22 protein-coding genes and 1 tRNA gene are annotated in these 26,632 nt (G+C 48.8%); 7 read left to right on the top strand and 16 right to left on the bottom strand.

What is annotated here, in order from left to right:
- Positions 1-19 precede the first annotated feature (19 nt).
- Together leuC and aroC are read right to left on the bottom strand one after the other, a co-directional pair.
- Positions 20-1,423, bottom strand: a complete 1,404-nt coding sequence (leuC, locus tag ACOTSW_RS07360; RefSeq protein ID WP_423681914.1) for a 3-isopropylmalate dehydratase large subunit — start codon at positions 1,421-1,423, stop codon at positions 20-22.
- Between the two features lie 403 nt (positions 1,424-1,826).
- Positions 1,827-2,921 (bottom strand): chorismate synthase, encoded by a 1,095-nt coding sequence (gene aroC / locus ACOTSW_RS07355; protein WP_423681912.1) that lies wholly within the window; start codon positions 2,919-2,921, stop codon positions 1,827-1,829.
- Positions 2,922-3,187: 266 nt separating this feature from the next.
- Here aroC and ACOTSW_RS07350 point away from each other — a divergent pair, with 266 nt between their 5' ends.
- The 3 genes from ACOTSW_RS07350 to ACOTSW_RS07340 all read left to right on the top strand — a co-directional run bounded on the left by ACOTSW_RS07350 (position 3,188) and on the right by ACOTSW_RS07340 (position 7,779).
- Positions 3,188-5,437: a bifunctional diguanylate cyclase/phosphodiesterase gene (locus tag ACOTSW_RS07350; RefSeq protein WP_423681910.1), complete on the top strand. Its 2,250-nt coding sequence runs from the start codon at positions 3,188-3,190 to the stop codon at positions 5,435-5,437.
- A 222-nt stretch (positions 5,438-5,659) separates the two neighbouring features.
- Positions 5,660-7,015, top strand: coding sequence for a sensor histidine kinase (locus tag ACOTSW_RS07345; protein ID WP_423681908.1), 1,356 nt, complete (start codon positions 5,660-5,662; stop codon positions 7,013-7,015).
- An 8-nt stretch (positions 7,016-7,023) separates the two neighbouring features.
- The gene (locus ACOTSW_RS07340) at positions 7,024-7,779 is read left to right on the top strand and encodes a LytR/AlgR family response regulator transcription factor (protein WP_423681907.1); all 756 of its coding nucleotides are present in this window, start codon (positions 7,024-7,026) and stop codon (positions 7,777-7,779) included.
- Positions 7,780-7,864: 85 nt separating this feature from the next.
- Here the strand turns inward: ACOTSW_RS07340 and ACOTSW_RS07335 are convergent, their stop codons facing one another.
- From ACOTSW_RS07335 to rpsF, 7 genes are all read right to left on the bottom strand, one after another.
- Entirely contained in the window at positions 7,865-8,875 is a 1,011-nt protein-coding gene (locus ACOTSW_RS07335; protein WP_423681905.1) for an inorganic phosphate transporter, read from the bottom strand.
- Between the two features lie 114 nt (positions 8,876-8,989).
- Positions 8,990-9,616: a DUF47 domain-containing protein gene (locus tag ACOTSW_RS07330; RefSeq protein ID WP_212678577.1), complete on the bottom strand. Its 627-nt coding sequence runs from the start codon at positions 9,614-9,616 to the stop codon at positions 8,990-8,992.
- A gap of 121 nt (positions 9,617-9,737) precedes the next feature.
- Entirely contained in the window at positions 9,738-11,126 is a 1,389-nt protein-coding gene (locus ACOTSW_RS07325) for a replicative DNA helicase (protein WP_423681903.1), read from the bottom strand.
- A 163-nt stretch (positions 11,127-11,289) separates the two neighbouring features.
- A complete protein-coding gene (gene rplI / locus ACOTSW_RS07320) occupies positions 11,290-11,742 on the bottom strand; it encodes a 50S ribosomal protein L9 (protein ID WP_423681902.1) in 453 nt (150 codons plus the stop codon).
- A gap of 26 nt (positions 11,743-11,768) precedes the next feature.
- Positions 11,769-12,053 carry a 30S ribosomal protein S18 gene (gene rpsR / locus ACOTSW_RS07315; RefSeq protein ID WP_110252960.1) on the bottom strand — a complete coding sequence of 95 codons (285 nt, stop codon included), beginning with the start codon at positions 12,051-12,053 and terminating at the stop codon, positions 11,769-11,771.
- 9 nt (positions 12,054-12,062) lie between these two features.
- Entirely contained in the window at positions 12,063-12,362 is a 300-nt protein-coding gene (gene priB / locus ACOTSW_RS07310; RefSeq protein WP_423681900.1) for a primosomal replication protein N, read from the bottom strand.
- Between the two features lie 34 nt (positions 12,363-12,396).
- Positions 12,397-12,765, bottom strand: coding sequence for a 30S ribosomal protein S6 (rpsF, locus tag ACOTSW_RS07305; RefSeq protein ID WP_186883681.1), 369 nt, complete (start codon positions 12,763-12,765; stop codon positions 12,397-12,399).
- A gap of 232 nt (positions 12,766-12,997) precedes the next feature.
- Here rpsF and lexA point away from each other — a divergent pair, with 232 nt between their 5' ends.
- Entirely contained in the window at positions 12,998-13,654 is a 657-nt protein-coding gene (gene lexA, locus ACOTSW_RS07300) for a transcriptional repressor LexA (RefSeq protein WP_423681899.1), read from the top strand.
- A 65-nt stretch (positions 13,655-13,719) separates the two neighbouring features.
- Here the strand turns inward: lexA and lon are convergent, their stop codons facing one another.
- The 7 genes from lon to ACOTSW_RS07265 all read right to left on the bottom strand — a co-directional run bounded on the left by lon (position 13,720) and on the right by ACOTSW_RS07265 (position 24,425).
- Positions 13,720-16,125, bottom strand: coding sequence for an endopeptidase La (gene lon, locus ACOTSW_RS07295; RefSeq protein ID WP_423681898.1), 2,406 nt, complete (start codon positions 16,123-16,125; stop codon positions 13,720-13,722).
- 217 nt (positions 16,126-16,342) lie between these two features.
- A complete protein-coding gene (gene clpX / locus ACOTSW_RS07290) occupies positions 16,343-17,608 on the bottom strand; it encodes an ATP-dependent Clp protease ATP-binding subunit ClpX (protein ID WP_186898495.1) in 1,266 nt (421 codons plus the stop codon).
- A 182-nt stretch (positions 17,609-17,790) separates the two neighbouring features.
- On the bottom strand, positions 17,791-18,417 hold the full coding sequence (gene clpP / locus ACOTSW_RS07285; protein WP_304941546.1) for an ATP-dependent Clp endopeptidase proteolytic subunit ClpP: 627 nt from the start codon (positions 18,415-18,417) through the stop codon (positions 17,791-17,793).
- 19 nt (positions 18,418-18,436) lie between these two features.
- A complete protein-coding gene (gene tig / locus ACOTSW_RS07280) occupies positions 18,437-19,786 on the bottom strand; it encodes a trigger factor (protein WP_423681896.1) in 1,350 nt (449 codons plus the stop codon).
- A 28-nt stretch (positions 19,787-19,814) separates the two neighbouring features.
- Positions 19,815-19,901, bottom strand: a tRNA-Leu gene (locus ACOTSW_RS07275).
- Between the two features lie 223 nt (positions 19,902-20,124).
- On the bottom strand, positions 20,125-23,220 hold the full coding sequence (locus ACOTSW_RS07270) for an efflux RND transporter permease subunit (protein WP_423681895.1): 3,096 nt from the start codon (positions 23,218-23,220) through the stop codon (positions 20,125-20,127).
- Complete coding sequence (locus ACOTSW_RS07265) at positions 23,217-24,425, bottom strand: efflux RND transporter periplasmic adaptor subunit (protein WP_423681894.1); 1,209 nt, start codon at positions 24,423-24,425, stop codon at positions 23,217-23,219. Before ACOTSW_RS07265 ends, ACOTSW_RS07270 begins: the two co-directional genes overlap by 4 nt.
- Before the next feature lie 163 nt (positions 24,426-24,588).
- On the opposite strand from ACOTSW_RS07265, the gene hpnC reads away from it, so the two are divergent.
- The 3 genes from hpnC to ACOTSW_RS07250 all read left to right on the top strand — a co-directional run bounded on the left by hpnC (position 24,589) and on the right by ACOTSW_RS07250 (position 26,596).
- The gene (gene hpnC, locus ACOTSW_RS07260; protein WP_423681893.1) at positions 24,589-25,410 is read left to right on the top strand and encodes a squalene synthase HpnC; all 822 of its coding nucleotides are present in this window, start codon (positions 24,589-24,591) and stop codon (positions 25,408-25,410) included.
- Positions 25,411-25,684: 274 nt separating this feature from the next.
- Positions 25,685-25,852: a hypothetical protein gene (locus ACOTSW_RS07255; RefSeq protein ID WP_423681892.1), complete on the top strand. Its 168-nt coding sequence runs from the start codon at positions 25,685-25,687 to the stop codon at positions 25,850-25,852.
- A 39-nt stretch (positions 25,853-25,891) separates the two neighbouring features.
- A complete protein-coding gene (locus ACOTSW_RS07250) occupies positions 25,892-26,596 on the top strand; it encodes a M24 family metallopeptidase (protein ID WP_423681890.1) in 705 nt (234 codons plus the stop codon).
- The last annotated feature ends 36 nt before the right edge of the window (positions 26,597-26,632 follow it).

The raw sequence follows: 26,632 nt of genomic DNA, 5'->3' as shown, positions 1-26,632 counted from the left end.
TAATTCCTTTTGCAAATGTTTATGACAAGCGACGTACGTCAACAAAATGACCTTCAATTCCTGCTGCTGCAGCCATCGCCGGAGACACAAGGTGGGTGCGTCCACCCTGCCCCTGGCGCCCTTCAAAATTACGGTTAGATGTGGAAGCGCAGCGCTCCCCCGGCTCCAGACGATCAGCATTCATCGCCAGGCACATAGAGCAACCTGGCTCACGCCATTCAAAACCGGCATCACGGAAAATTTTATCCAGACCTTCGCGCTCCGCCTGCTCTTTGACCAGACCGGAACCCGGCACAACCAGTGCCAGCTTCACGTTGGAGGCGCGGAATTTGCCACGCACTACGGCAGCGGCGGCACGTAAATCCTCTATCCGTGAATTGGTACACGAACCGATAAAAACTTTGTCGATACGAATGTCAGAAATCGCTGTATTTGGCTTCAATTCCATGTATGCCAGCGCCTTCTCAATCGCATCGCGCTTGACCGCATCTTTTTCCTGATCAGGATCGGGGACGCAGCTATCAATCGCTACCACCATTTCCGGCGACGTTCCCCACGTCACCTGCGGTTTAATTTCTGCCGCATTCAAGGTCACCACCATATCGAACTTGGCGCCCGCATCTGAATGCAGGGTTTTCCAGTATTCCACAGCACGATCCCAGTGCGGGCCAACCGGTGAGAATGGACGGCCTTTGACATAATCAATCGTCGTCTGATCGACGGCCACCATACCGGCACGGGCACCAGCCTCAATCGCCATATTACAGATGGTCATCCGGCCTTCCATCGATAAACTGCGTATCGTCGAACCAGCGAACTCAATCGCATAACCGGTACCACCAGCCGTTCCTATTTTGCCGATAATCGCCAGAACAACATCCTTTGCCGTCACACCTGCAGGCAATACGCCATCAACCTGCACCAGCATGGCTTTCGATTTCTTCGCAACCAGAGTCTGCGTTGCAAGTACGTGCTCGACTTCAGAAGTTCCGATACCGTGCGCCAGGCAAGCAAACGCACCATGCGTCGAAGTATGGGAGTCACCACAAACGACCGTCATACCGGGCAAGGTGGCACCTTGTTCAGGGCCAATGACGTGGACGATACCCTGACGCTTATCCGTCATACTGAAATAAGTCAGTCCATATTGTTTCGCATTTTTATCCAGTGTTTCAACTTGCAAACGGGACGTCGGATCATCAATGCCATTAATACGATTCGTGGTCGGAACGTTGTGGTCAGCAACCACCAGATTCGCGGAATTACGCCAGGGCTGACGTCCCGCTATCTTTAAGCCTTCAAACGCTTGTGGACTAGTGACTTCGTGCAGCAAATGACGGTCGATATACAGAATGGCCGTGCCGTCGTCTTCGGAGTGAACTACATGAGATTCCCACAATTTGTCGTAAAGCGTTTTGAGCATAATCTGAAGCCTGAAGAAGTCGTGATGAATTTGAACCGCGAAACCGCATTGGGTCTGTTTTTTGCATTTGATTATGCCACAATTGTGCTATGCAAAACCACGCTGAAAGCCAAAAATGGAATTCTAAATCAGTAGAAAAGTCTGAAATTTAAAAAAATTCCCGAATTTTCATCTGCATAAAAAGGAATTTTCACAGAATAACCAATATTTATTCCGTCATGAATAAAACGGCCAAGGAGTAGAAACGGGAGTAATAACACCCGTGGGAAGCCGAAATATACTCCCCCCCAGTATACCCAGAGAACCAGTCTTTACGCGGAGATAAAGGCTAAAACACCGGATACTCCCCTAAATACTAAATTTGCGGTGACTTTATGGCAGGCTGAGGGAGTGCGTACTTGGTTTACCGTGCAAAAAAGTCCGGGCTGACCACATCACCGCATTGCGCCCGGTGACGCAGCGCATGATCCATCAGCACCAAGGCCAGCATCGCTTCGGCGATCGGCGTTGCACGTATACCGACACAAGGATCATGCCGGCCGAAAGTTTCGACCATCACGGGTTTGCCGTCTTTATCAATCGACTGGCGCGGGGTACGAATTGATGAGGTCGGCTTAATTGCTATCGACACCGTAATATCTTGCCCGGTAGAGATGCCGCCCAGAATTCCGCCTGCATTGTTGCCGACAAAACCTTGCGGTGTGATTTCATCGCCATGGACAGAGCCACGCTGTGCAACCGATTGAAAACCGGCGCCGATTTCCACGCCTTTCACCGCATTGATGCCCATCATGGCAAAAGCAATATCGGCATCGAGTTTGTCGTAAATCGGCTCCCCCAGCCCCACCGGCACGTTGGTCGCTACCACATCGATTTTCGCCCCGATAGAGTCGCCGTCTTTACGCAGGTCATCCATGTAGTTTTCCAGTTGCGCAATCAATGCGGCATCGGCAGTCGGCGCGAAAAAAGGATTTTCCGCTGCATGCGCCCAGGCCTGAAACGGAATCGCAATCTCGCCCAGTTGGCTCATGCCCCCTTTAAATTCCGTACCGAATTTTTGCTTCAGCCACTTTTTTGCAATCGCCGCCGCACCAACCACCGGTGCGGTCAGGCGTGCCGATGAACGGCCACCGCCGCGCGGATCACGAATGCCATATTTGCTCCAGTAGGTGAAATCGGCATGCCCGGGGCGAAAGGTTTCAGTAATATTGCCGTAGTCTTTGCTGCGCTGATCCTGGTTACGGATCAGCAGTGCAATCGGCGTTCCCGTGGTTTCACCCTGATAAACACCGGAGAGGATTTCCACTGTGTCCGGCTCCTGGCGCTGAGTAACGTGGCGGGATGTTCCGGGTTTCCGGCGATCCAGCTCCGGCTGAATATCAGACTCTGATAACTCCATGCCGGGTGGACATCCGTCGATCACACAACCGATCGCAGGACCATGAGATTCACCAAACGTAGTAACAGTAAACAGCGTTCCAAAAGTGTTGCCAGACATAATATTTTGCGAGAGAGGTTAAAAACAGAATTTAAATCATTCTAACAGCTTAATCGGGGCTTGCTGCCGGTGTACGCATCGCGGCCCCGTCTGTTGGACGGCGAAATACAGACATTTGATGTTTTCCGCACTAATATTGCTCTTTTTATTGCGAAACAAAAGGCCCGAGGCTTGGCTTAGGTGTTTTTTAATGTCATAGTTGAAGCAGATGACAAAATCACGCAACCTGAGTACAAAGATATGCAACGCATGGAGCAGCATTTCCGATGATTTCACAGACTCACCCCGCCGAAGATAATCTGATTTTTCTTGATGAGCACGATCAGGAAACATCGCCGGCGGAATCTAAAGCGCGCTCCAGCTGGAGAATCATGATCATCGATGATGATCATGATGTGCATTCAGCAACGACGTTTGCGCTTGGCAGCCTTGAAATACAGCACAGGCCATTGAGTTTTCTCCATGCCTACTCTGCAGCAGAAGCACAAGCCATATTGGAATCCGAATCGGACATCGCCATTATCCTGCTCGATGTGGTGATGGAACAGGAAGATGCAGGCTTACAGCTCGTCAATTACATTCGCAAAACCCTGCGGCTGAGTGATGTCCGCATTATTCTGAGAACAGGGCAACCTGGCTACGCACCTGAAATTGATGCGATCCGGGACTACGACATCAATGATTACAAAACTAAATCAGAACTGACCCGCACCAAGCTTTATACCGCAGTCACCTCGGCGATACGCTCTTACGAGCAGATCTGCGACATCAACGCAAGCCGGCACGGACTCGAGAATGTGATTAATGCGAGCACTGAGTTAATGGCACTGCATGGCCTGCCTCATTTTGCCGAGGGCGTGCTCACACAGATCAATAATTTGCTCGGAATTAATGCGGAAGGCTTCATCTGCGCTCGACAAAATCCGCTCAGTAATGACGAGCAAGTTCATGATCTGCACGTCGTCGCGGCAACAAAAGCGTTTTCCGAGCTGCTGGATCAGCCGATTGCAGCGATCAGGAATACCAACGCACTGGACATCATCAGGCAGTCACTCACGGAAGGACAAAGCATCTACGGCAGTGATGCCACCGTACTCCGTTTCAATAATCCTGCCAGAAAAGACTTCACGCTCTACCTTGAAAAAGGTTTGCGCCTCAATGAAATGAACAAGCGATTGCTTGAAGTCTTTTGTAGTAATGTCTCCGTGGGGCTGGATAACGTCGTGCTGACTTCCCGCCTGCACAATTATGCGTTTTATGATGTATTGACCGGCCTCTCCAATCGATTAAAACTACTACAGACCCTCAATGAAATTATCGCGTCACCGCTCAAGAATCACAGTACGCTGTCGCTGATCGATATTGATCATTTTGCTGAGACCAATGACGCGCTCGGCCATCATTTCGGCGATCTTCTGCTGTATTCTGTAGCGCAGCGCCTGATTAATCATTTCGGTTGCGAATGCAAGCTGGCCAGGGTCGGCAGCGATACCTTTGCCCTGGTGGGAGACCAGAAACTAGTTTGCCCCGAAAATATTCTTGCGCTCTTCACCAAGCCGTTTGATGTTGACAATCAGGAAGTACAACTCTCTGCGACGATAGGCTTAATCAAACTCGATGAATACGACGGCGACGGCTCTGAAGCATTAAAAGACACCAATATCGCACTCAAACGCGCGAAGACACACCAACGGGGCGGTTACGAGTATTTCACGCGCAATATGGGTGTGGAAATCCGCGAGCGTGTGCTGCTGATGCATGCTTTGCGCGCTGCATTTGAGCATCAGCGTTTATTCGTTGTCTATCAACCGCAGGTCGATATCCGTAACGGTAAAATTCTCGGCGCCGAAGCCCTGTTACGCTGGAAAACCGATGATGGTAAATTTGTCCCGCCAGATCAATTCATCCCCATTGCGGAATATTCAGGTCTGATTGTTGATATCGGCGAATGGGTGCTGCGCAGCGCCTGCCATGAATTGGTCTATCTGCGCGGCCTTGGTTACACTGATTTCCAGATGGCGATCAACGTTTCTCAGGTTCAGTTCTCTCATCCACTGTTCCTGCAAACGCTCAACAAAGCTCTCGAAGAAACTCATGCCCCACCACAATTCATCGAACTCGAGATTACCGAATCGATGGCGATGAAAGATCCGGAATTACTGATTAAAACCCTGCGTCAGATTAAACAACTTGGCGTCAGTATCTCGATCGACGATTTCGGTACCGGCTTCTCCTCATTAAGTCATTTGCAAAAACTCGATATCGATAAACTTAAAATCGACCGCGCCTTTGTTAATGACATAAAGGAAAATGCCAGCGAGGGCAGCATTGCAAAAATGATCGTTCAGCTGGGTCAGAATCTTGGACTGGCTGTGATTGCTGAAGGCGTGGAAAATCAGATGCAGGCAGATACCTTACTGTCTTATGGATGCAATCTGGCGCAAGGCTATTTCTACACAAAACCGCTGACACGCAGCGATCTTCACGCATGGCTGGAAAGCAGACCTTCTCCCTGAATTTTCAGACGCAAAGTCCGCATAGATAAATTACGGAAGGCGACACACTGCGCAGTCGTGTCGCCTTTTTTTCATTCTGCCACCCGTTTCTGACAGACTATCGCATAACGGTGGCGTGCGGACCTTATTTTTGTCACAGTCTGTCCATCAACAAAAAAACGCTTCTGCGGTGAAAAAGACGCAGGGCACAACGGTACAGCGCAACAGACAGGGAGATCATCAATGAACCCAACAACAACACAAACGATCAAAGATCTGATTGGAGAATTCAGTAACTGGCTGAGCAAACGCTTCGATCAGACCGCAGCATGGGTGACTAAATTATCCTGGTGGAAATTTTTTTTGTTCGCTCTGATCACAATAATCGCCGGTGCAATGCTGCAGGATATGCTGTTCACGTCGGAAGAAAGTGTGGTTGTCACAAAAAACGTACCGGCAAAGAAAGCAAAAAAGAAAGCACAGGTCGTTGACAACGATACCAGCATCGAGATTGATGACACGGGCATCCGCATCCGTAAGGCCAATTCGAACGGCAAAGGCAAGCAAATCGAAATCGATGAAAATGGTATCCGCACCAAAAGCGATATCGATTTAAGCTCCGGCAACTCCCTGCCCGCACCCGAGGCTCCTACCACCCCGGCTGCTCCAGCGACGCCGGCAGCCCCGGCCGCTCCGGGAATACCGCCGACACCCGGCATAATGGAAAAAACGGGCCCGGCAACAGAGGACATCCATATCAAGCTTCCTCCTGATGTCGCCAAAGAAATCAGTGAAGATATCAACAATGCTGTTGCTGATGCAGCCGATGAGGAGGTGCGCAGCTACAAAAAAACATCGTCGAAGTGGTTTGTTAATTTTGTTCTGCTACTGGTATTCGGGCTGTTCGGTATGAAAATACTGATGGGCGGCAAAGTCAGAGCTGAAGAAAAAGCAGAAGAAGCCGGTCTCGCAGCAGAAAGAGAATCCTTACTGCGACAGGTCAGTGAAGCCAAGATGCAGATGATGCAAGCGCAGGTCGAACCACATTTCCTGTTCAACACACTAGCATCTGTCGAGCACCTGATCGAAACTGATCCGCCTCGTGCCGCCGCGATGCAACGGAGCCTGATCAGCTATCTGCGTGCGGTCTTGCCACAAATGCGGGAGAATGCATCGACGACCAATCTGGGACGTGAAGCTGACATGATCAAAGCCTATCTCGACCTGCTGAAAATGCGGATGGAGGAAAGACTCAATGTTGACTTCGTTATGCCAGAAGGCTTACGCAGTGCATCTTTCCCACCGATGATGTTGCAATCTCTGGTCGAAAATGCGATTAAACACGGTCTCGAATGTAAAGCCGAAGGTGGCACGATTAAATTCAGAGCGGAAGTTGCGCATAATAAGCTGCGCGTCTCCGTCACCGATGATGGCCTGGGATTTGGTGCAATGCCAAGTAATGGGACCGGGCTGGGCCTGCAAAATATTCGTGAACGCCTGAAACTCATTTACAAAGAAAAAGGGCAAATGATCATCACGCCGAATCAACCCAGCGGTGTTTGCGTTACCATAGAAATTCCTTATGAATTAGCCAATTAATAATTATGATGCCAACCGCAATCCTTGCCGATGATGAGAGACTGATGCGAGAGCAGCTTCGGTCACGTCTTGAACAAGTATGGCCAGAACTTCAAATTCTGGATGAAGCAAAAAATGGAGAAGAAGCCATACAACTGGTTGAAAAGCACAAACCGGATCTGATTTTCCTCGACATACGGATGCCGATTAAAACAGGACTTGAGGCAGCACAGGAGATCGGTAACAAAGCTCATATCGTATTCATTACCGCCTATGATCAGTATGCAATTCAGGCGTTTGATCACGGCGCTGTTGATTATGTGCTGAAGCCTGCAGATGTCGAGCGACTCAGTAAAACCGTGGAACGCCTGAAATCCCGCTTAAAGAAACACGATCAGCCAGCAGACATGAGCAATATGCTGTCACAGCTGGCGAAACAGATGGGGATGTCGAAACCTAGCTATCTGCAATGGATACAAGCCTCAATCGGACAGGAACTGCGCCTGATTCCGGTTGAGGAAATACTGTTTTTTCAGTCTGATGAAAAATACACCCGGGTTCAGACTGCGAACTATGAGGCACTGATACGCAAACCTGTAAGAGACCTGTCCGAAGAATTGGACCCGGCTTTATTCTGGCAAATTCACCGCTCAACGCTGGTCAATGCTAAAGCAATTTCGGGCGTTGTACGGGACTTGCGCGGCAGGCATCTGGTACAGGTCAAAGGGTTGACGGAAAAACTGGAAGTCAGCAGAAGCTTCGTCCATTTATTTAAACAGATGTAGTGAGAAATGCCCCAGATCAGTTGTGCTATGAATAAAAAAGCGCCCACATCAATGGGCGCTTTTTTCTCAGTTAATACGTTGTCCGTTATAAAATTTTCGTTCCCGCCCACCATGCAATCGAAGCAACGAACGCAGACGCCGGAATCGTTAATATCCAGGCCCAGACGATGTTACCGGCAACACCCCAGCGCACCGCTGACATTTTTTGCGCAGATCCAACACCGACAATTGCGCCGGTAATCGTATGCGTCGTCGAGACAGGGATACCCAGTGCTGTCGCGATAAACAGGGTGATCGCACCACCTGTCTCGGCACAAAAACCACCAACCGGTTTGAGCTTGGTAATTTTCTGTCCCATCGTTTTCACAATACGCCAGCCACCAAACAAAGTCCCCAGACCGATCGCGGTATAGCAGGACAAAATTACCCACCAGGGCGGCATCGCATCCTGCGTACTCGAGTAACCGCCGGCAATCAGCAACATCCAGATGATACCCATGGTCTTCTGTGCGTCGTTACCGCCATGACCCAAGCTGTACATAGATGCAGAGACCAGTTGCAGACGACGGAACCATTTATCGACTTTCATCGGCGTTGAACGGACAAATAACCACGACACCAGCAGCATCATCAGAGAACCAAGAATAAATCCCAGTAACGGAGAAACTATGATAAACGCGATCGTTTTAATCAAGCCGGCAGAGACCAGCGCTGTCGTGCCCGACTTTGCGACTGCAGCTCCCACAAGGCCGCCGATCAGCGCATGCGATGACGAGGATGGAATACCAAAATACCAGGTCACCAGATTCCAGAATACTGCGCCGACCAGTGCTCCGAAAATAACATAATGATCAATTGCCCACGGTTGTATCGTGCCCTTACCTATCGTTGCCGCGACCGTCAGCGGAAACACCGTCACCGCGAGAACATTAAAAAACGCGGCCATTGCCACCGCTTGCTGAGGTTTCAATACCCCGGTAGAAACAACGGTTGCAATCGCATTGGCTGCGTCATGAAAGCCGTTCATAAAATCAAATAGCAGTGCCAGCACAACCAGAGCTGCGACGACATAAATGCTGATTTGTAAAGTCTGCATGAAATTTACTCTACTTTATACAGCTCCCGATTCATCGGGAGCCAGGTTATTCATTTGCGAGAGAGTGACATAGACAGACCCGGCTCAGAGTACTGGCAGGGTCAATATCTGCTGTTAAGCGTTTTCAACGATGATGCCTTCGATAATATTCGCGACATCTTCACAACGATCGGTAACAGTTTCCAGAATTTCGTAAATTGCTTTCAATTTAATCAGATTACGCACGTCCGGCTCGTCGCGGAACAGCTTAGACATTGCAGCGCGCATCACGTGATCAGCATCAGACTCCAGACGATCGATTTCTTCACAGATAGTCAGAATCTCGCGTGAGTTATTCATGTTATGCAACAACGCAACTGCAGCTTTAACCTTCTCAGCACAAGCCAGGCACAACTCAGCAAGACGCTTTGCTTCCGGAGTGATTTCACGGATATCGTAGAGCGAGATCGTCTGCGCAGCATCTTCCTGCAGATCAAGAATGTCATCCATGCGCGTAATCAGTTTATGGATATCGTCGCGGTCAAGCGGCGTGATAAATGTTTTATGCAGCAACTCTATGGTGTTGTGTGTCACTGTATCTGCTTGCTTTTCAACGCTCTCGATTGCATGTACCCTGCTTTCCAGATCATCAAAATTAGTCATCAAAGCAAGCATTTCTTTAGATCCTTTGACACACAGATCTGCATGCTGATTGAATAATTCAAAGAATTTGCCTTCCGTAGGCATCAGGCGTCCAAACATTTTTTTCTCACTGAAATTTGAAACAAATTGGAATATATTTATCAGGATACAAGCGGATTGCACCTGCAAAACTGAAACGACATTTGGTGAATTTCACTCACCGGGTAAAAATGATTCTGTATTACTCACTATCGCCATACACTGACAACGAGCCGACATAATTATCAAACTTAGTATATTCACCGAGGAAAGTCAGCCGGACACTGCCAATCGGACCGTTACGCTGCTTACCGATAATAATTTCGGCAGTGCCTTTATCGGGAGAGTCAGGGTTGTAAACCTGATCCCGGTAAATAAACATAATCACGTCAGCATCCTGCTCAATCGCGCCTGATTCACGCAAGTCTGACATCACAGGACGCTTATTCGGGCGCTGCTCCAGTGAGCGGTTTAACTGAGAAAGAGCGATCACCGGGCAATTCAACTCTTTAGCGAGACCTTTCAGATTTCGTGAAATTTCAGAAATTTCGGTTGCCCGGTTTTCACCTGCGGAATTGGCTGACATCAGTTGCAGGTAATCGACAATGATCAGACCAAGCTTGCCGCACTGGCGGGCCAAGCGACGCGAACGTGCACGTAATTCGATAGAGCTCAGCGCAGGCGTTTCATCGATGTACAGCTGGGCATCATTCATTTTTTGAATGGCATGCGTCAGCCTTGGCCAATCTTCGTCACTCAGTTTACCTACACGCAAACGGCTCTGATCCAGCCGCCCTACAGAACCGAGCATACGCATCGCTAACTGCGCGCCGCCCATCTCCATGGAGAACACCGCGACCGGCAAGCCACTGTCGATTGCGACGTTCTCGCCGATATTGAGTGAGAACGCTGTTTTACCCATGGATGGGCGCCCTGCAACAATAATCAGATCTCCGGGTTGCAAGCCTGAAGTCATCTTATCCAGATCGACGAATCCGGTAGGAACACCGGTAATATCATTCTGGTTATCACGGTTGTACAACTCATCAATACGCTCCACAACCTGCGTCAACAAAGGTTGAATTGCCTGAAAACCCTGGGCACCGCGTGCACCTTCTTCAGCGATCGCAAATATTTTCGATTCAGCCTCATCCAGCATTTGCTTGACTTCCTTACCCTGAGGATTGAAAGCATTACCAGCAATTTCATCTGAAACAGTAATCAATTTGCGTAACACTCCGCGATCACGTACGATTTCTGCGTAACGGCGGATATTTGCTGCCGATGGCGTGTTTTGCGCAAGCGCATTCAGATAGGTAAGGCCGCCCGCCTCTTCTGCCTTGCCCATACCATTCAGCGCTTCGTAGACAGTAATCACGTCAGCCGGCCTCGAAGAATTAATCAGTTTGACAATGCACTGAAAAATAATTCTGTGATCATAGCGATAGAAATCCTCTTCACCGATAAAGTCTGCAATACGATCCCATGCAGCGTTATCAAGTAAAAGACCACCGAGAACAGACTGCTCTGCCTCAATGGAATGGGGGGGGACGCGGATTGCATCAAGTTGTGGATCAGTAGCGGCTTTCATGGCGCGCATTATACCTGCTAAATCGAATTACAAATAAAGACCGTCAATGACAAAGTACGGTGTGTACAACAAAATAAAAATACAAAATTATTTATATAATTTACGCTCAAAATAAAAAAAGCCGGGGTTTCCCCGGCTTTTAAAATTTTTAGCTGACAGCTGATTAAGCGTGCTCGCCAACAACGGAAACGTTCACGTTAACAACAACGTCAGTGTGCAGAGCAACAGAAACAGCATGATCACCTGTTGTTTTCAATGGACCTTGTGGCATACGCACTTGAGCTTTTTCTACAGTGAAACCGGCTTTAGTCAGCGCTTCAGCGATGTCAAAATTAGTCACGGAGCCGAACAAACGACCATCAACACCAGATTTTTGAGAAATCTGGACTGTAGAGCCTTCCAGTTTCTCTCCTTGCGCCTGAGCTGCCGCCAGTTTCGCTGCAGCTGCTTTTTCCAGTTCTGCGCGCTTCGCTTCAAATTCAGCGATTGCAGTTGCAGTCGCACGACGAGCCATGCGCTGTGGAATCAAAAAGTTACGTGCATAACCATCTTTAACACGAACTACATCACCAAGATTGCCGAGATTAACGACTTTATCCATCAGAATAACTTGCATATTTTTCTCCTAATACCTGTCGTCAATTACGCTGTGTGCAGATCAGTGTATGGCAGCAACGCTAAGTAGCGTGCACGCTTGATCGCTGTATCAACTTGACGTTGGTACAGTGCTTTAGTACCTGTCAGACGTGCTGGCATAATTTTGCCGTTTTCTTGCACGAAATCTTTCAGTGTGTCGATATCTTTGTAATCAACTTTTTCTACATGTGCTGCTGTGAAGCGGCAGAATTTTTTACGCTTGAACAAAGGGTTTTGTTGTTGACGCTTTTGCTTCAATTTGCTTTTATCAAATTTTTTACCGAATGCCATTTTTGGCTCCTAATCTAGTAAATGTGCCTGTATTTCAGTGATATGAAATACCAGACTTTTGCTGTTGCGATTTTTGCGTGCTAAAAAACCTGTGAATGCAATCTCTACATCTAAAGGCAACTCATTGAATGTTCCTGAAATGTCACCGGCAGCCTGTGCCGGAATTTCAAATTCAACCAATCGCCCTGTTCCGGCTTCCACCTGCTGAGAACTGTGCATCAGTATCGCAGACGCTATCGGTATCCCAGCCGGCGTGTACCGTATCACTGATTTCTCTAAGATACGTGCCTTCACTGTCAGTTGATTCACTGTTTTTTATACGACCTTTTTCAAATCAAATGAATTAAGCAGCTGGTGCTTCGACGCGTTGCGCTTTAGCTGCGTCTTCTTTTTGAACAGCTTTCATCATTGGAGATGGTGCTGTTTCAGCTTTTTTCATTTTGACTGTCAGGTGACGCAGAACGGCATCATTGAATTTGAATGCTGTTTCCAGCTCAAGCAATGTTTCTGCATCGCACTCAATATTCATGCAAACATAATGTGCTTTAGCCAGTTTTTGAATCATGTAAGCCAATTGACGGCGGCCCCAGTCTTCAACACGGTGAACCTGACCACCGCGTGCAACAACGCTAGCTTTGTAACGTTCGATCATCGCAGGAACTTGCTCGCTTTGATCGGGATGTACAATAAATACGATTTCATAATGACGCATATATTCTCCTTGTGGACAATAAAATAGCCTGCCTCGGCGTCAAGACGAGTGCAGGAAGAGGAAAGCCGACGATGATAGCGCACTTTTTCGTTTTATTCAATCAATTCGGCGCATGGGAACTTTGGCGGCGCAAGATTACATATAATCATAAAATTTTCTTGCACTTCGCATCTCACTGTATAAAAATACAGACTGTTCTTATATACAGCGTAATGACTTACGTTTACACAAAATGCTTAAGCTGACAGCCCGACAAGAGCAGATCCTGAATTTAATCAAAGATGCCATTCAAAATACAGGCTTTCCTCCAACACGCGCTGAAATAGCCTCAGAACTAGGCTTTCGATCAACGAACGCTGCCGAGGAGCATCTGCAAGCACTTGCGAGAAAAGGCGTCATCGAAATAGCTCCAGGAACATCACGCGGCATACGCCTGCTGGAATCAGAGTTATCGAGTCACATTACAGGTCAGCAAACCGCTTCAATGCAAGCCGCACTGCACCAAATCAGCCTGCCACTGGTTGGTCGCGTCGCCGCCGGATCTCCAATACTCGCCTCCGAACACATCGAAACCAGTTACCAGGTCGATCCTGCACTGTTCTCGGCAAAGCCGGATTTCCTACTGAAAGTCCGCGGCATGTCTATGCGGGATGCGGGGATTCTTGATGGCGATCTTTTGGCGGTAAAGAAGACTGACGTCGCGCGAAACGGACAAATCGTTGTCGCAAGAATTGGTGATGACGTCACAGTTAAGCGCTACAAAAAAACCGGGAATTCGGTTGAATTAATTCCCGAAAATCCTGACTATTCAACAATCAGAGTCAGTGAAATCGAAGAGAATTTCTCATTGGAAGGGCTGGCTGTCGGACTCATGCGGAACTGGGTCTGAAACACAGCGAGATTTAATAAAAAAAAGCGCCCGGAAATTCGGGCGCTTTTTTATTGAGGAAAATGTTAATGTTTCATCACTGCAAGATCAGCCTGAGGCTCAGCTGATCCTGCTGCAACGGGAATCTCCGCATCCACCAGAGGTTCAGGCTGTCGTTCTAAAGCAACTTCTAACACTTTATCTATCCAACGCACGGGGATAATTTCCAGTTTGTTTTTAACATTATCCGGAATCTCAGCAAGATCTTTTGCATTTTCTTCTGGAATTAAAACTGTTTTAATCCCACCGCGATGTGCAGCCAGCAATTTCTCTTTCAGACCACCGATCGGCAGAACCTCACCACGCAACGTAATCTCGCCAGTCATTGCAACATCCGCTCTTACCGGGATTCCGGTAAACACAGAAACCAGCGCTGTTGTCATCGCAATACCAGCCGAAGGACCATCCTTTGGCGTTGCCCCTTCAGGCACGTGAATGTGAATATCACTCTTCTCAAAAACGTCCGCCTTGATGCCCAAACGCTGAGCACGGCTGCGCACCACCGTGCGTGCAGCTTCGATCGACTCCTTCATGACGTCACCAAGCGTACCGGTACGTATGACACCACCTTTACCAGGCATCGACACCGCCTCAATCGTCAGAAGATCGCCACCGACTTCCGTCCATGCCAGACCGACAACCTGACCGATTTGGTTATCTTTTACCGCAACACCGAAATCGTAACGGCGAACCCCCAGGTATTTATCCAGATTTTTAGAGGTAATAGTCGCCTTTTTCTCGCTCTTCTTCAGCAACAGCATTTTGACTACTTTACGGCAAATTTTGGAAATTTCACGCTCCAGAGAACGAACGCCAGCCTCCCTCGTGTAGTAACGAATAATGTCTCTGATTGCGCTTTCTGCGACTGCGATTTCCGCCTCTTTCAGCCCATTATTTTTAATCTGCTTTGGCAGCAAATAACGTTGAGCAATACTGGTTTTTTCGTCTTCGGTGTAACCGGAAAGGCGGATCACCTCCATCCTATCCAGCAAAGCCGGAGGAATGTTGTAAGAGTTCGACGTCGCCACAAACATAACATCAGAAAGATCAAAATCAACCTCGATGTAATGATCTGAGAAAGTATGATTTTGCTCGGGATCCAGCACCTCCAGCAATGCCGAAGAAGGATCACCGCGGAAATCCGCCCCCATTTTATCGACTTCATCTAACAAAAACAGAGGATTACGAACGCCAACCTTGGCGAGACTCTGCAAAATTTTGCCCGGCATCGAGCCAATATAAGTACGCCGATGCCCACGGATTTCAGCCTCATCACGCACACCACCGAGTGCCATTCGGACAAACTTGCGATTTGTTGCGCGGGCAATCGACTGACCAAGTGAGGTTTTACCAACTCCCGGAGGTCCGACCAGACACAGAATCGGAGCTTTTAACTTATCCACGCGCTGCTGCACAGCAAGATATTCAAGAATACGCTCTTTAACTTTCTCTAAACCGTAATGCTCATCTTCCAGCACTTTCTCAGCATTCGTCAGATCATTATTTACTTTGGATTTTTTCTTCCAAGGCAAACCAACAATAGTATCAATATAATTTCTGACAACTGTGGCCTCAGCTGACATCGGCGACATCATTTTGAGTTTTTTGAGCTCATTGAGTGCCTTATCGCGGGCTTCTTTCGGCATTTTGGCAGCGATGATTTTCTTTTCAAGCTCATCGATATCCGCCCCCTCTTCTCCTTCGCCAAGCTCTTTTTGAATCGCTTTTACTTGCTCGTTCAGATAATACTCGCGCTGAGATTTTTCCATCTGACGCTTGACGCGACCACGGATACGTTTTTCCACCTGCAAGATATCGAGCTCGCCTTCAAGTTGCCCAAGCAGATGTTCAAGCCTTTTGGCTACACTGAAAATTTCCAGGATCACTTGCTTTTGCTCCAATTTCAGAGGCAAGTGTGCCGCAATCGTATCCGCAAGACGACCGGCGTCGTCAATACCAGAGAGAGAGGCAAGAATTTCAGGCGGGATTTTTTTGTTCAGTTTTACGTATTGATCAAACTGTTGAACAATTGCACGACGCATCGCTTCAACTTCGGAATCATCTTCCTCAACTGCTGCAACTGGCGTCACTTCAGCACTGAAGTGTGACTCAGAATCATGAATCTGGTGAATGCGGGCACGCTGCGCCCCTTCAACCAATACTTTTACTGTGCCATCAGGCAACTTCAACATTTGCAAAATATTGGCTATACAACCAATTTCATAAATATCGTCAGCCGAAGGCTCGTCCTTCGCAGCGGCTTTTTGAGCAGCAAGCATAATGCTTTTACCCTGCTCCATTGCAGCCTCCAAAGCCTTAATGGACTTTGGGCGCCCCACAAACAGTGGAATAACCATATGGGGAAATACAACCACGTCACGCAATGGCAGCAGCGGCAGTTGAATTTGCTCGGTAATTGAAGTAGTTGTCATGGCGCACCTTTCATAAATACTAGTTGGTAATGTTGGCGCACAAGGCTAAAACACAAGCCCATTATCAGAAAAAACAATAAAAAAGCTACGCAGAGAGCTCCTCCGGGTAGCTTTACGGCTGAAGCCATGTTTTTTCTACTTCATTCTACTTCGATTAAAAAAAATGCGGTGAATAACCATAAAAAAAAGGGGATATCTCCCCTTTTTTTGCAAAAACTCAAGCTCCGGACACTTTGGCTTGCTCGTGATAAATAAGCAAAGGCTTAGCACCGTTAGTGATAGTTCCCTCATCAATCACCACTTTTTCAACATTTTGATGGCTAGGCAGATCGTACATAATATCCAACAATGCATGCTCTAGTATCGATCTCAAACCACGCGCACCAGTTTTACGGGCAATCGCTTTTTTTGCAATTGCCTGCAAAGCAGCCGGGCGTATTTCAAGCTCAGTACCTTCCATTTCCAGCAGTTTTGCATATTGCTTAATCAGCGCATTTTTTGGCTCAACCAGGATCTGAATCAATGCCGCCTCATCGAGTTCGTTGAGCGTTGCAATCACAGGCAAACGACCAACCAATTCAGGAATCAAACCGAACTTAATCAAATCCTGCGGCTCCGCATCCTGCATCATCTGACTTGCGCTTTTTTCCGTCTGACTTTTAACGCTGGCTGAAAAACCAATACTGCTACGCTCTGATCTGTCTGAAATAATCTTTGCCAGGCCATCAAAAGCACCGCCACAAATAAACATGATATTCGTGGTATCGATCTGAATGAAGTCCTGATTTGGATGCTTGCGACCACCTTGTGGCGGCACCGATGCCATCGTGCCCTCGATCAGCTTCAGCAGAGCCTGCTGCACGCCTTCACCAGACACATCACGTGTGATCGAGGGATTGTCAGATTTACGGGAAATCTTATCAATCTCATCGATATAGACGATGCCCTTCTGAGCACGTTCGACTTCATAATTACAGTTCTGCAGCAATTTTTGAATGATATTTTCAACATCCTCACCAACATAACCAGCCTCGGTCAAGGTCGTCGCGTCTGCGATCACAAACGGTACATTCAACATGCGAGCAAGCGTCTGCGCCAGCAACGTTTTACCTGACCCGGTAGGGCCAACCAGCAAAATATTACTCTTGGCGAGCTCTACATCATCCTTTTTACCCAGATGCTTCAGGCGCTTGTAATGATTGTAGACAGCGACCGCCAGAATACGCTTCGCGTTTGGCTGACCAATCACATACTGATCTAATAAATCGGTAATTTCCTGGGGAGTTGGCAGCTCAGTTTTCGCGCTCGCTATATTGTCAATTTCAGAAACTTCATCGCGAATAATGTCATTGCACAAGTCTATGCACTCATCGCAAATAAAGACCGAAGGCCCTGCAATCAGCTTCTTAACCTCATGTTGACTCTTTCCGCAGAATGAGCAGTAGAGCAGTTTTTCACCGCTGGAGGATTTTTTATCGGGCATGGTACGAATATGAGAAAAACAAAATAAAGATAAATCGGAACGAAGAGCATATTACCTGCAAAAACAGTTTTCGTCATTGCATGCACAAGATCCTGAAGTACCTGGGAAATCGAATAATTTAGAAAATAAATAAAAAACGCCCGAACCTTTATGGGAACGGGCGTTTATCTAATTCAAGCAGCTTAAGCGCGATGAGTCAAAACTTTATCAATTAACCCGTATTCGACAGCGGCATCAGCCGACATAAAATTATCACGATCAGTGTCTTTGGCAATCTGATCTAAGCTGCGGCCTGTGTTTTCCGCCAGAATGCCATTCAGACGTTCGCGCAAGTACAAAATTTCACGCGCCTGAATCTCAATATCTGAAGCCTGCCCCTGTGCACCACCCAAGGGTTGATGAATCATAATGCGGGAATTCGGTAAAGAGAATCGCTTACCTTTAGCACCTGCCGCCAGCAAAAAAGCCCCCATCGATGCAGCCAGACCAGTACACAATGTCGATACATCTGGCTTAATGAACTGCATGGTGTCGTAGATCGCCATCCCGGCAGAAACGGAGCCGCCCGGAGAATTAATGTAGAAAGAAATATCCTTATCTGGATTTTCACTCTCCAAAAACAACAGCTGCGCGACGACCAGATTTGCCGTCTGATCATTCACCGGACCAACCAGAAAAATCACACGCTCTTTCAATAAGCGAGAGTAGATGTCATAGGAACGTTCACCACGCCCACTTTGCTCTACCACCATAGGCACCATGCCCAGCATATTTGTATCCAACGCCGAATTACGGATGATGCCTGTCATGTGATTTTCCTTTTAAAACTTATGCTTGTGCGTTATTGCCCATCAACTCATCGAAAGGCAGTGTTTTTTCAGTCACTTTCGACTTACCGAGAACATAGTTAACGACGTTTTCTTCTAATACAAGGGCTTCAACTTCTGCAAGGCGATTACGATCACTGTAGTAGTACTTCACTACTTGTTGCGGATCCTCGTAGCTTTGCGCGAAATCTTCAACCTGAGCTTTGATCTGCTCTGCAGTTGCCTGCAAGTTATTAGCCTTGACCAATTCAGCCAGAATCAGACCCAGACGGACACGGCGTTCGGCTTGTGCATTGAACATCTCAATCGGGAATGGAACGTCTTTCACGTTCATGCCACGTTGAGCCATATCCTGACGCGTCATTTCAGCCAGACGCTCGCTGTCCTGAGCGACCAAAGAAGATGGCACATCGAATGTTACAGCCTTCACCAAAGCGTCCATCACGCTTTCTTTTGTTTTCGCTTTAACGCGGCCTTTAACTTCACGCTCGAGATTTTCTTTGATATCAGCACGCATCTTCACCAGATCGCCATCTTCAACGCCGAGCATCTTAGCAAATTCAGCATCAACCTCCGGCAAATGCGCCCATTCCAGTTTCTTCAGCGTAATCGTGAATTCTGCTGTTTTACCGGCAACATCTTTACCGTGGTAATCCTCAGGGAACGCCAATGGGAAAGTTTTAGATTCATCGACTTTCAGACCCACTGTTGCAGCTTCAAACTCAGGCAACATGCGACCTTCGCCCAGTACGAAAGCAAAACCCTCTGCTTTGCCACCAGCAAACTCCACGCCATCGATCTTACCGACGAAATCAACGGTCACGCGGTCACCATTTTGTGCGGACTGGTCTGCGCCGCCATCTCCATGCGCACCTTGCTCACCTTTTACGTGGTAATGCACACGTTGTTTGCGCAGGATATCAATCGTTTTCTCGATCTCTGCATCAGTGACATCAGATTTCACCTGCTCAACTTCAGCTGCGGACAAATCACCGACAACCACTTCCGGATACACTTCAAAAGTCGCAGTGAATGCCAGAGTACCTTCAGCCACACCTTCACCTGTTTTTGGCTCGATGTTAGGGTAACCAGCAACACGTAAGTTGTTTTCGCCAACGGCAGCAGCAAAAGCCTGACCGACTTTGTCGTTCAGCACTTCTGTTTCAACCTGGTAGCCGTATTGTGCGGCAACCATCTTCATTGGCACTTTACCTGGGCGGAAGCCAGGTGCTTTTGCTGTGCGTGCACGCACCTTCAAACGCTTTTCAACTTCTGATTGCACATCAGCGATCGGGAAGGAAATTGTAAGGCGGCGTTCCAATTTATCTAAAGTTTCGACTGCAGTTGCCATGAAAATCGTCCAAATAGTAAAAATTCTGTGGTGCGAGGAGGGGGACTCGAACCCCCACACCATTGCTGGCGTCAGGACCTAAACCTGGTGCGTCTACCAATTTCGCCATCCTCGCGGGATGAGTTATGTTGCATACCGGCACATCCGACGCGCCCGGTACAAAAGCAAAGGGCGACCCGAACATCAAGCGTCGCCCAAAACTAATAAATAGTGGCATTACAACTCCAACCCACTATTCTACTGGATTTTATTAGGCCGTGCCTTATTTTTTTAATGCTTCAAAAAAAACATTTCAGGCAACCATGTATGAGTTGCCTGAAATACCCATCAACGCGGTTTTAGCCGGGCTTTTTTACGCGGAACCATGCTGCATACAATGCAGGTAAAAACAGCAAAGTCAGTCCCGTCGCAATGATCAGGCCACCCATAATAGCGACGGCCATCGGTCCCCAGAATACCGAGCGCGACAAAGGAATCATTGCCAGCACCGCTGCTGCCGCAGTCAGAATGATCGGCCGGAAGCGACGCACAGCGGATTCCACGATCGCAGTCCAGACATCTGAACCCTCCTGAATATCCTGCTCAATCTGATCGATCAGAATGACAGAATTACGGATGATCATACCGAATAACGCAATCACCCCCAGTTGCGCGACAAAACCAAAAGGTCTCTGCAGTACCAGCAGCGCCAGCGCAGCACCGGCAAGACCCAGCGGCCCGGTCAGGAAAACCAGAATCACACGGGAAAAACTATGCAGTTGCAGCATTAACAGCGTGAAAATAATGAACACCACTAAGGGGACATTAGCAGCAATCGATTCCTGCGCCTTACCACTATCCGCCGCAGCACCTGCCAGCTCCACTTTATAACCCGGAGGCAAGGCAGCCTGAATATCTTTTAACTGCGGTGCAATCTGAGCCGATACAGTCGGGCCCTGAATACCATCAACCACATCCGATTGCACAGTAACCGCCCATTCCCGTCCTTCACGCCAGACCACGCCTGGTTCCCAAACCAGTTTGATCGTCGCAATCTGCGACAAAGGAACTGATTTCCCGCTCGCAGTCGGAATATTCGCGTTGCTCAACGCATTCACCGTCGAACGCTCGTCAACTGGCTGACGCACAACCATATCAATCAGTTTATTGCCATCACGGAATTGTCCGACGGTGGTACCGCTCAGAATCGTATTTGCTGCGCGCATCACATTTTGCGAAGTAACGCCCAGGGCCCGTAACTTATCCTGATCGAGGTCGATACGAACAACTTTGACCGACTCGTTCCAGTTATCGTTCACACCGATAGCGTTTGGATTTGCCATCATGATCAGCTTTACCTGATCCGCAATCTCGCGCACCTTCGTCACTTCCAGTCCGGTGACACGGAATTGCACCGGATAAGGAACCGGCGGTCCGTTCGGCAGCAATTTGACACGACCGCGAACCTCAGGAAAATCCTTTTTGAAAATATCAACGATTTTCAAACGCAGCGCCTCCCTTGCCTTTAAATCTTTCGGCAACACAACCAGCTGAGCCACGTTAGTCTGCGGAAAAATCTGATCCAGTGGCAGATAAAAGCGCGGACTACCGGTTCCCACGTAACTCGTCACACTGGAAACACCCTCTTGCTGCCGCACAAAGTTCTCAAACTTTTTCGTCTGCGCTTCAGTCGCGGCAAATGACGAACCTTCCGGCAGCCACAACTCGACCATCAGCTCGGGACGATTTGAGTCCGGGAAAAATTGCTGCTCGATAAATTTAAAACCAAATACACCAAGACCAAACACACCTAAAGTAATGGCGATCGTCAGCTTGCGCCACTCGACACACCAGTTCACCAAAGCGCGGAAACGGTTATAAAACGGTGAATCAAACAGTTCATGATGATGATTATCATTGATGTTATGTGGTTTAACTTTCAGCAACAGATAGCCAAGATAAGGCGTGAACAAGACGGCTGCCAGCCACGAAATAATCAGTGCCAGCGCATTCACGGAAAACATCGAGAATGTGTATTCCCCTGCTGCTGATTTGGCCAGTCCGATAGGCAAAAAGCCGGCTGCCGTAATCAGCGTTCCGGTCAGCATAGGCATCGCGGTTGATGTGTACGCAAAGGTGGCGGCATCAAAACGGGAAAAACCCTCTTCCATTTTGCGCACCATCATTTCAACCGCAATAATCGCATCATCGACCAGCAAGCCGAGTGCAATGATCAGGGCACCGAGTGAAATTTTATGCAGATCGATGTCCAGAATACGCATAAACAGGAATGTAATCGCCAACACCAGAGGTATCGTCAGGCCAACAACAAGCCCAGGCCAGATATCCAGACGGAAAGGCTTGGTATGCAGCCCCAGAGAGAGAAAACTCACGGCCAGAACAATGACCACCGCTTCAATCAGAGTGTGTAAAAACTCACCGACGGATGCTTTCACTGCATCGGGCTGATTTGTCACTTGTTCCAGCTCGATGCCGACCGGCAGCTTCGCCTTGATGGTGCGCACATCTGCTTGTATGTGTTTGCCCAGCTCGATGATATTGCCGCCTTTTTCCATGGAAATGCCAAGGCCGATGACTTCTTTGCCGTTGAAACGCATTTTGTCCTGCGGCGGATTTTTGTACTCACGCCTGACGGTCGCAAAATCACCCAGGCGGAAAGTAATGCCGTTTGCGCGTAATTGCAGGTTTTCCAGATCCTTCACCTTCATTAACGCGCCGGAAACCCGCACCTGCAGGTTATCCGAAGACGTCGTCAGTACACCGGCACTTTCAATTCCGTTTTGTGAACCAATCTGAGAAACAATCGCATCAAAAGGAATACCTAACTGGGAAAATTTCTTTTGCGAGAATTCGATATTCAGTTTTTCATCTTGAACACCGAACAGCTCGACTTTCGACACGGAAGGTATGCGCAGAAATTGCTGACGGACAAAATCCGCATATTCCTTTACTTCTTCATAGGTAAAACCATCGCCCGACAACGCGAAGATAGAGCCATAAGTATCACCGAATTCATCATTAAAGAAAGGACCGATCACACCCGGCGGCAGGGTTGCTTTGATATCGCCTATTTTTTTGCGCACCTGATACCAGGATTGCGTTGTTTCTTTCGGCGGCGTCGATTCTCGTAACTGCAGGATAATCACCGTTTCGCCGGGCTTGGAGTAACTGCGGATACGATCGATGTAAGGCGTCTCTTGCAATTTTTTTTCCAGCTTATCCGTCACCTGGTCCGCCATCTGCAACGCGGTCGCACCCGGCCACATTGCGCGGACAACCATCGCGCGGAAAGTGAAAGGCGGATCCTCATCCTGCCCCAGCTTCCCATAACTGAAAATTCCGCCGAGCAGCAACACAACAATCAGGTAGCGAATCAGCGGAATATGCTCCAGCGCCCAACCCGACAAATTAAAACTTCTTGAAGAGTGGCTCATTTAGAGGCTCCTGCTGCCGATGATGCCACTGCCGACGACGTAACCGGCGGCTTAGTTACGGGAGACTCAGCACCGAGTATGCTGACTTTCTGTCCTGGTTTTAATAAGTTAACACCAGCCGTGACAACCATCTGACCCGGTGAAATCCCGCCAGCAATCAACACACCTTCTCCGGATGTACCTGCAAGCTTCACCGGTACCAGTTTCACTGCTCCGCCACTGACGATCCAGACCGAGGTCTGCCCTTTATCCTGGAACAATGCCGTGGTCGGCAGTTTAAATACTGGAGCAGGATTCGGTGCCACAAAGCTGACATTGGCCGTCATACCGAGACGCACATCTTTTGCTTCCGCAGGCAAACTGACTTTAGCAAGATACGTGCGGGTCGCCGGATCTGCAACAGGCGACAATTCACGCAAGCTCGCCGGCAGCGTCAGGGAAGGATCTGCCCATAAACCTACTTTGATTTCAGTCATCTGCCGTATGCTGTTGATTTTATTCTCAGGAATACCAACGACCACATCCATCTCGCCGGATTGTGCAACGCGGACAACCGGTGTGCCTGCTGCAACCACCTGCCCGATTTCCGCATCAACCCCGGTGACGACGCCGTCGACATCCGAAACCAGTGCTGCATATCCAGCCTGATTACTTTGATTTTTAAAGCCGGCAAGTGCCTGCTCGTAACTGGATTGTGCTGCTTTATAGGCAACCTCTTTACTGTCGAGTACCGCTGCGGCAACGAAATTCTTTGATCGCAACTCCTGATAACGTTTCAAATCTGCCTGCGCCAGATCACGATTACTTTCTGCCGCTGTCAACGCCGCTTTCGCCTGCGTTTGCGCCAGCAACAAGTCCTGCGGGTCAAGTTGCATCAGCAACTGACCACGCTTCACGACCGTACCCAATTCCACCTTACGCTGAATGATCTTACCGCCGACGCGAAAACCCAGTCGTGATTCAATCCGCGGACGCACCTCTCCGGATAATTCAAATGCCGCATCAGAATTCGTGCTGACAGCAGTCACCACGCGCACTGGCCGCACATCTTCTGTTTTTTCAACCGGCTTGGAACACGCTGCCAGTAAGCTCAGTAAGGACAGCGCAGCCAGCGCCCGCAACGAGGACAAACCTGAATGCCGCGTTTTGACACGATGGACAACGGACGAGGCGTCGGCGAACACGGGAGTTTTTAGTGTTAACACAAAAGTTTTCCTTTACTATGCGGACTGAGTAAGACAGCTGACGACGACTGTTTTTTGCGCTCGCCACGACTGTTTAAAATAAATGACTGACAGGTTAGTAATTATAATTAGCACTTACCTGATTGCCAATGACTTTTCGGTCATTAAGAATGTAACGACACCTATGTCCGTTGAACACTACGAAAATTTTCCTGTTGCATCGATCTTACTGCCAGCACATTTACGACCAGCCGTTGAGGTCATTTATGCCTTTGCACGCAGTGCCGATGATATTGCTGACGAGGGCGATGCGACACCGGCGCAGCGTCTGACAGCGATTGGCAGCTATGAATACGAGCTGGACCTGATTGAACAAAACAGCAACAGCAGCTTACCCCTGTTCACGGCGCTGGCTGATGTTATCCAGCAACATCAACTGCCTCTGCAACCATTCCGTGATTTGCTATCGGCATTTAAACAAGACGTTGTCACCACCCGATATGCGGATTTCGCACAGTTACAGGATTATTGCCGTCGTTCCGCCAATCCGGTCGGTCTGATCATGCTGCACCTGTATGGCGCCGCAACACCGGACAACGTCCGCGACTCGGACGCCATCTGTTCAGCGCTGCAATTAATTAATTTCTGGCAGGACGTTGCGATCGACTGGAAAAAACAACGCATCTACCTGCCGCAAAGCGATATGCAGGCCTACCGCATCTGCGAGCAAGACATCGCCAGTCAGAACACTAATGCGGAATGGCAGGCGCTGATGCAGTTCGAGACCGCGCGCGCGCGCCAGATGATGCTGTCTGCCAGCGGGCTGGCAACGCGTCTTCCCGGTCGTATCGGCTGGGAACTGCGTCTCGTCGTTCAGGGTGGTCTGCGCATCCTCGAAAAAATTGACGCCGTACAAGGCGATGTGTTTCATCACAGACCGACGCTCAAAGCGTGGGACTGGCTGCTGCTCGTCTGGCGTGCACTGCGGATGCCCTCAGCAGCGTGATCCGCGCCATACATATACTCCCCCCAGTATCTAAAAACATCAAGTAAATGCGCTGAGATTAGCGGTGTTTTTTGAAAATGATGGGGGAGTATATAAATTATCAGCTGAATTACCTGCCCAACATGAGGTTACAAAAAAAATCTGCCATCATCGAAAGAGCGTAAAGCGCTGACGTATACTGAGGCTAAGCGGCAAAACGCCACTCAGGACATGCCCTTCCCCTCTGCCAACCAAACCGATACCAGGCCTGCTCATGCGAACTTGTATAACGCGAATGTTTCTCCTACTATGCGTTTTCCCACTGAATGCCTGCACTGTGCTTGCAATTGCTGACGTCGCAGCCACGACCACCGTTAAAGTCGGCGGCGCCGTCGTCGGAACCGCAGTGGATGTCACCGCCGCCGGCGTCAAGGCTGTGACAAAGAGCAGCTCAGACAAATAAGCGATATTCATCATCACGCCCAGCTGAAACGGAAAAATTATGCCAACCGCGTTCGAGATCGAACAGCACAGACAGGTACAGACCGCTGCCAAAACCGTATTGCAGCAACTGGCCGGCCTGATTACTGCGGACGACACCGAAAAAAGCATCGCAGACAAAGCACATCGGCTGCTGCAAGCGCAAGGCTATCCGGATACCTGGTATCACTCCTGTCCGGCACTGGTGTTACTCGGCTCGCGCAGTTGTGTTTCGATTTCAGGGCGCGATTATCAGCCCAGCGAAGAACCTGTCGGCACCGATAATCTGGTCACGATCGACCTGAGTCCGACGCAGGACAGATACTGGGGCGACTATGCCCGTTCATTTCCGGTAGAAAATGGCAAAGTCACGCAGAAACCGCAGTTAATTGAATTCAGAAATGGTCTGAACTTTCTGCGGCAGATGCACCAGCAAATGCAGGCACTGGTGAGGCCCCACACCACATTTGGTCAGCTGTTCGACTGGGCCAATATGCGCATACGCCAGAACGGCTTCGTCAATCTTGATTATCGCAACAACGTCGGCCACAGTATTGCGAACGATAAAGATCAGCGTCAGTACATTGATTCCAGCAATGACATTCCTTTGTCGGAAGTCGGCTTTTTCAGCTTTGAACCGTTTATCAGGCTCAAGGGAGGAAAATGGGGTTTCAAACGGGAAGGTATTTTTTATTTCAACGACGCAGGGATACTCGAAGAATTGTGAGCGGCCCGTCATCCTGACAAAATTTATCCGGATATG

The organism is Undibacterium sp. WLHG33 (assembly GCF_049544815.1).
Classification (GTDB): Bacteria; Pseudomonadota; Gammaproteobacteria; order Burkholderiales; family Burkholderiaceae_D; genus Undibacterium.
Note: the sequence above shows the minus strand (reverse complement) of the source record. Positions and strands in the feature narration are given on the sequence as shown.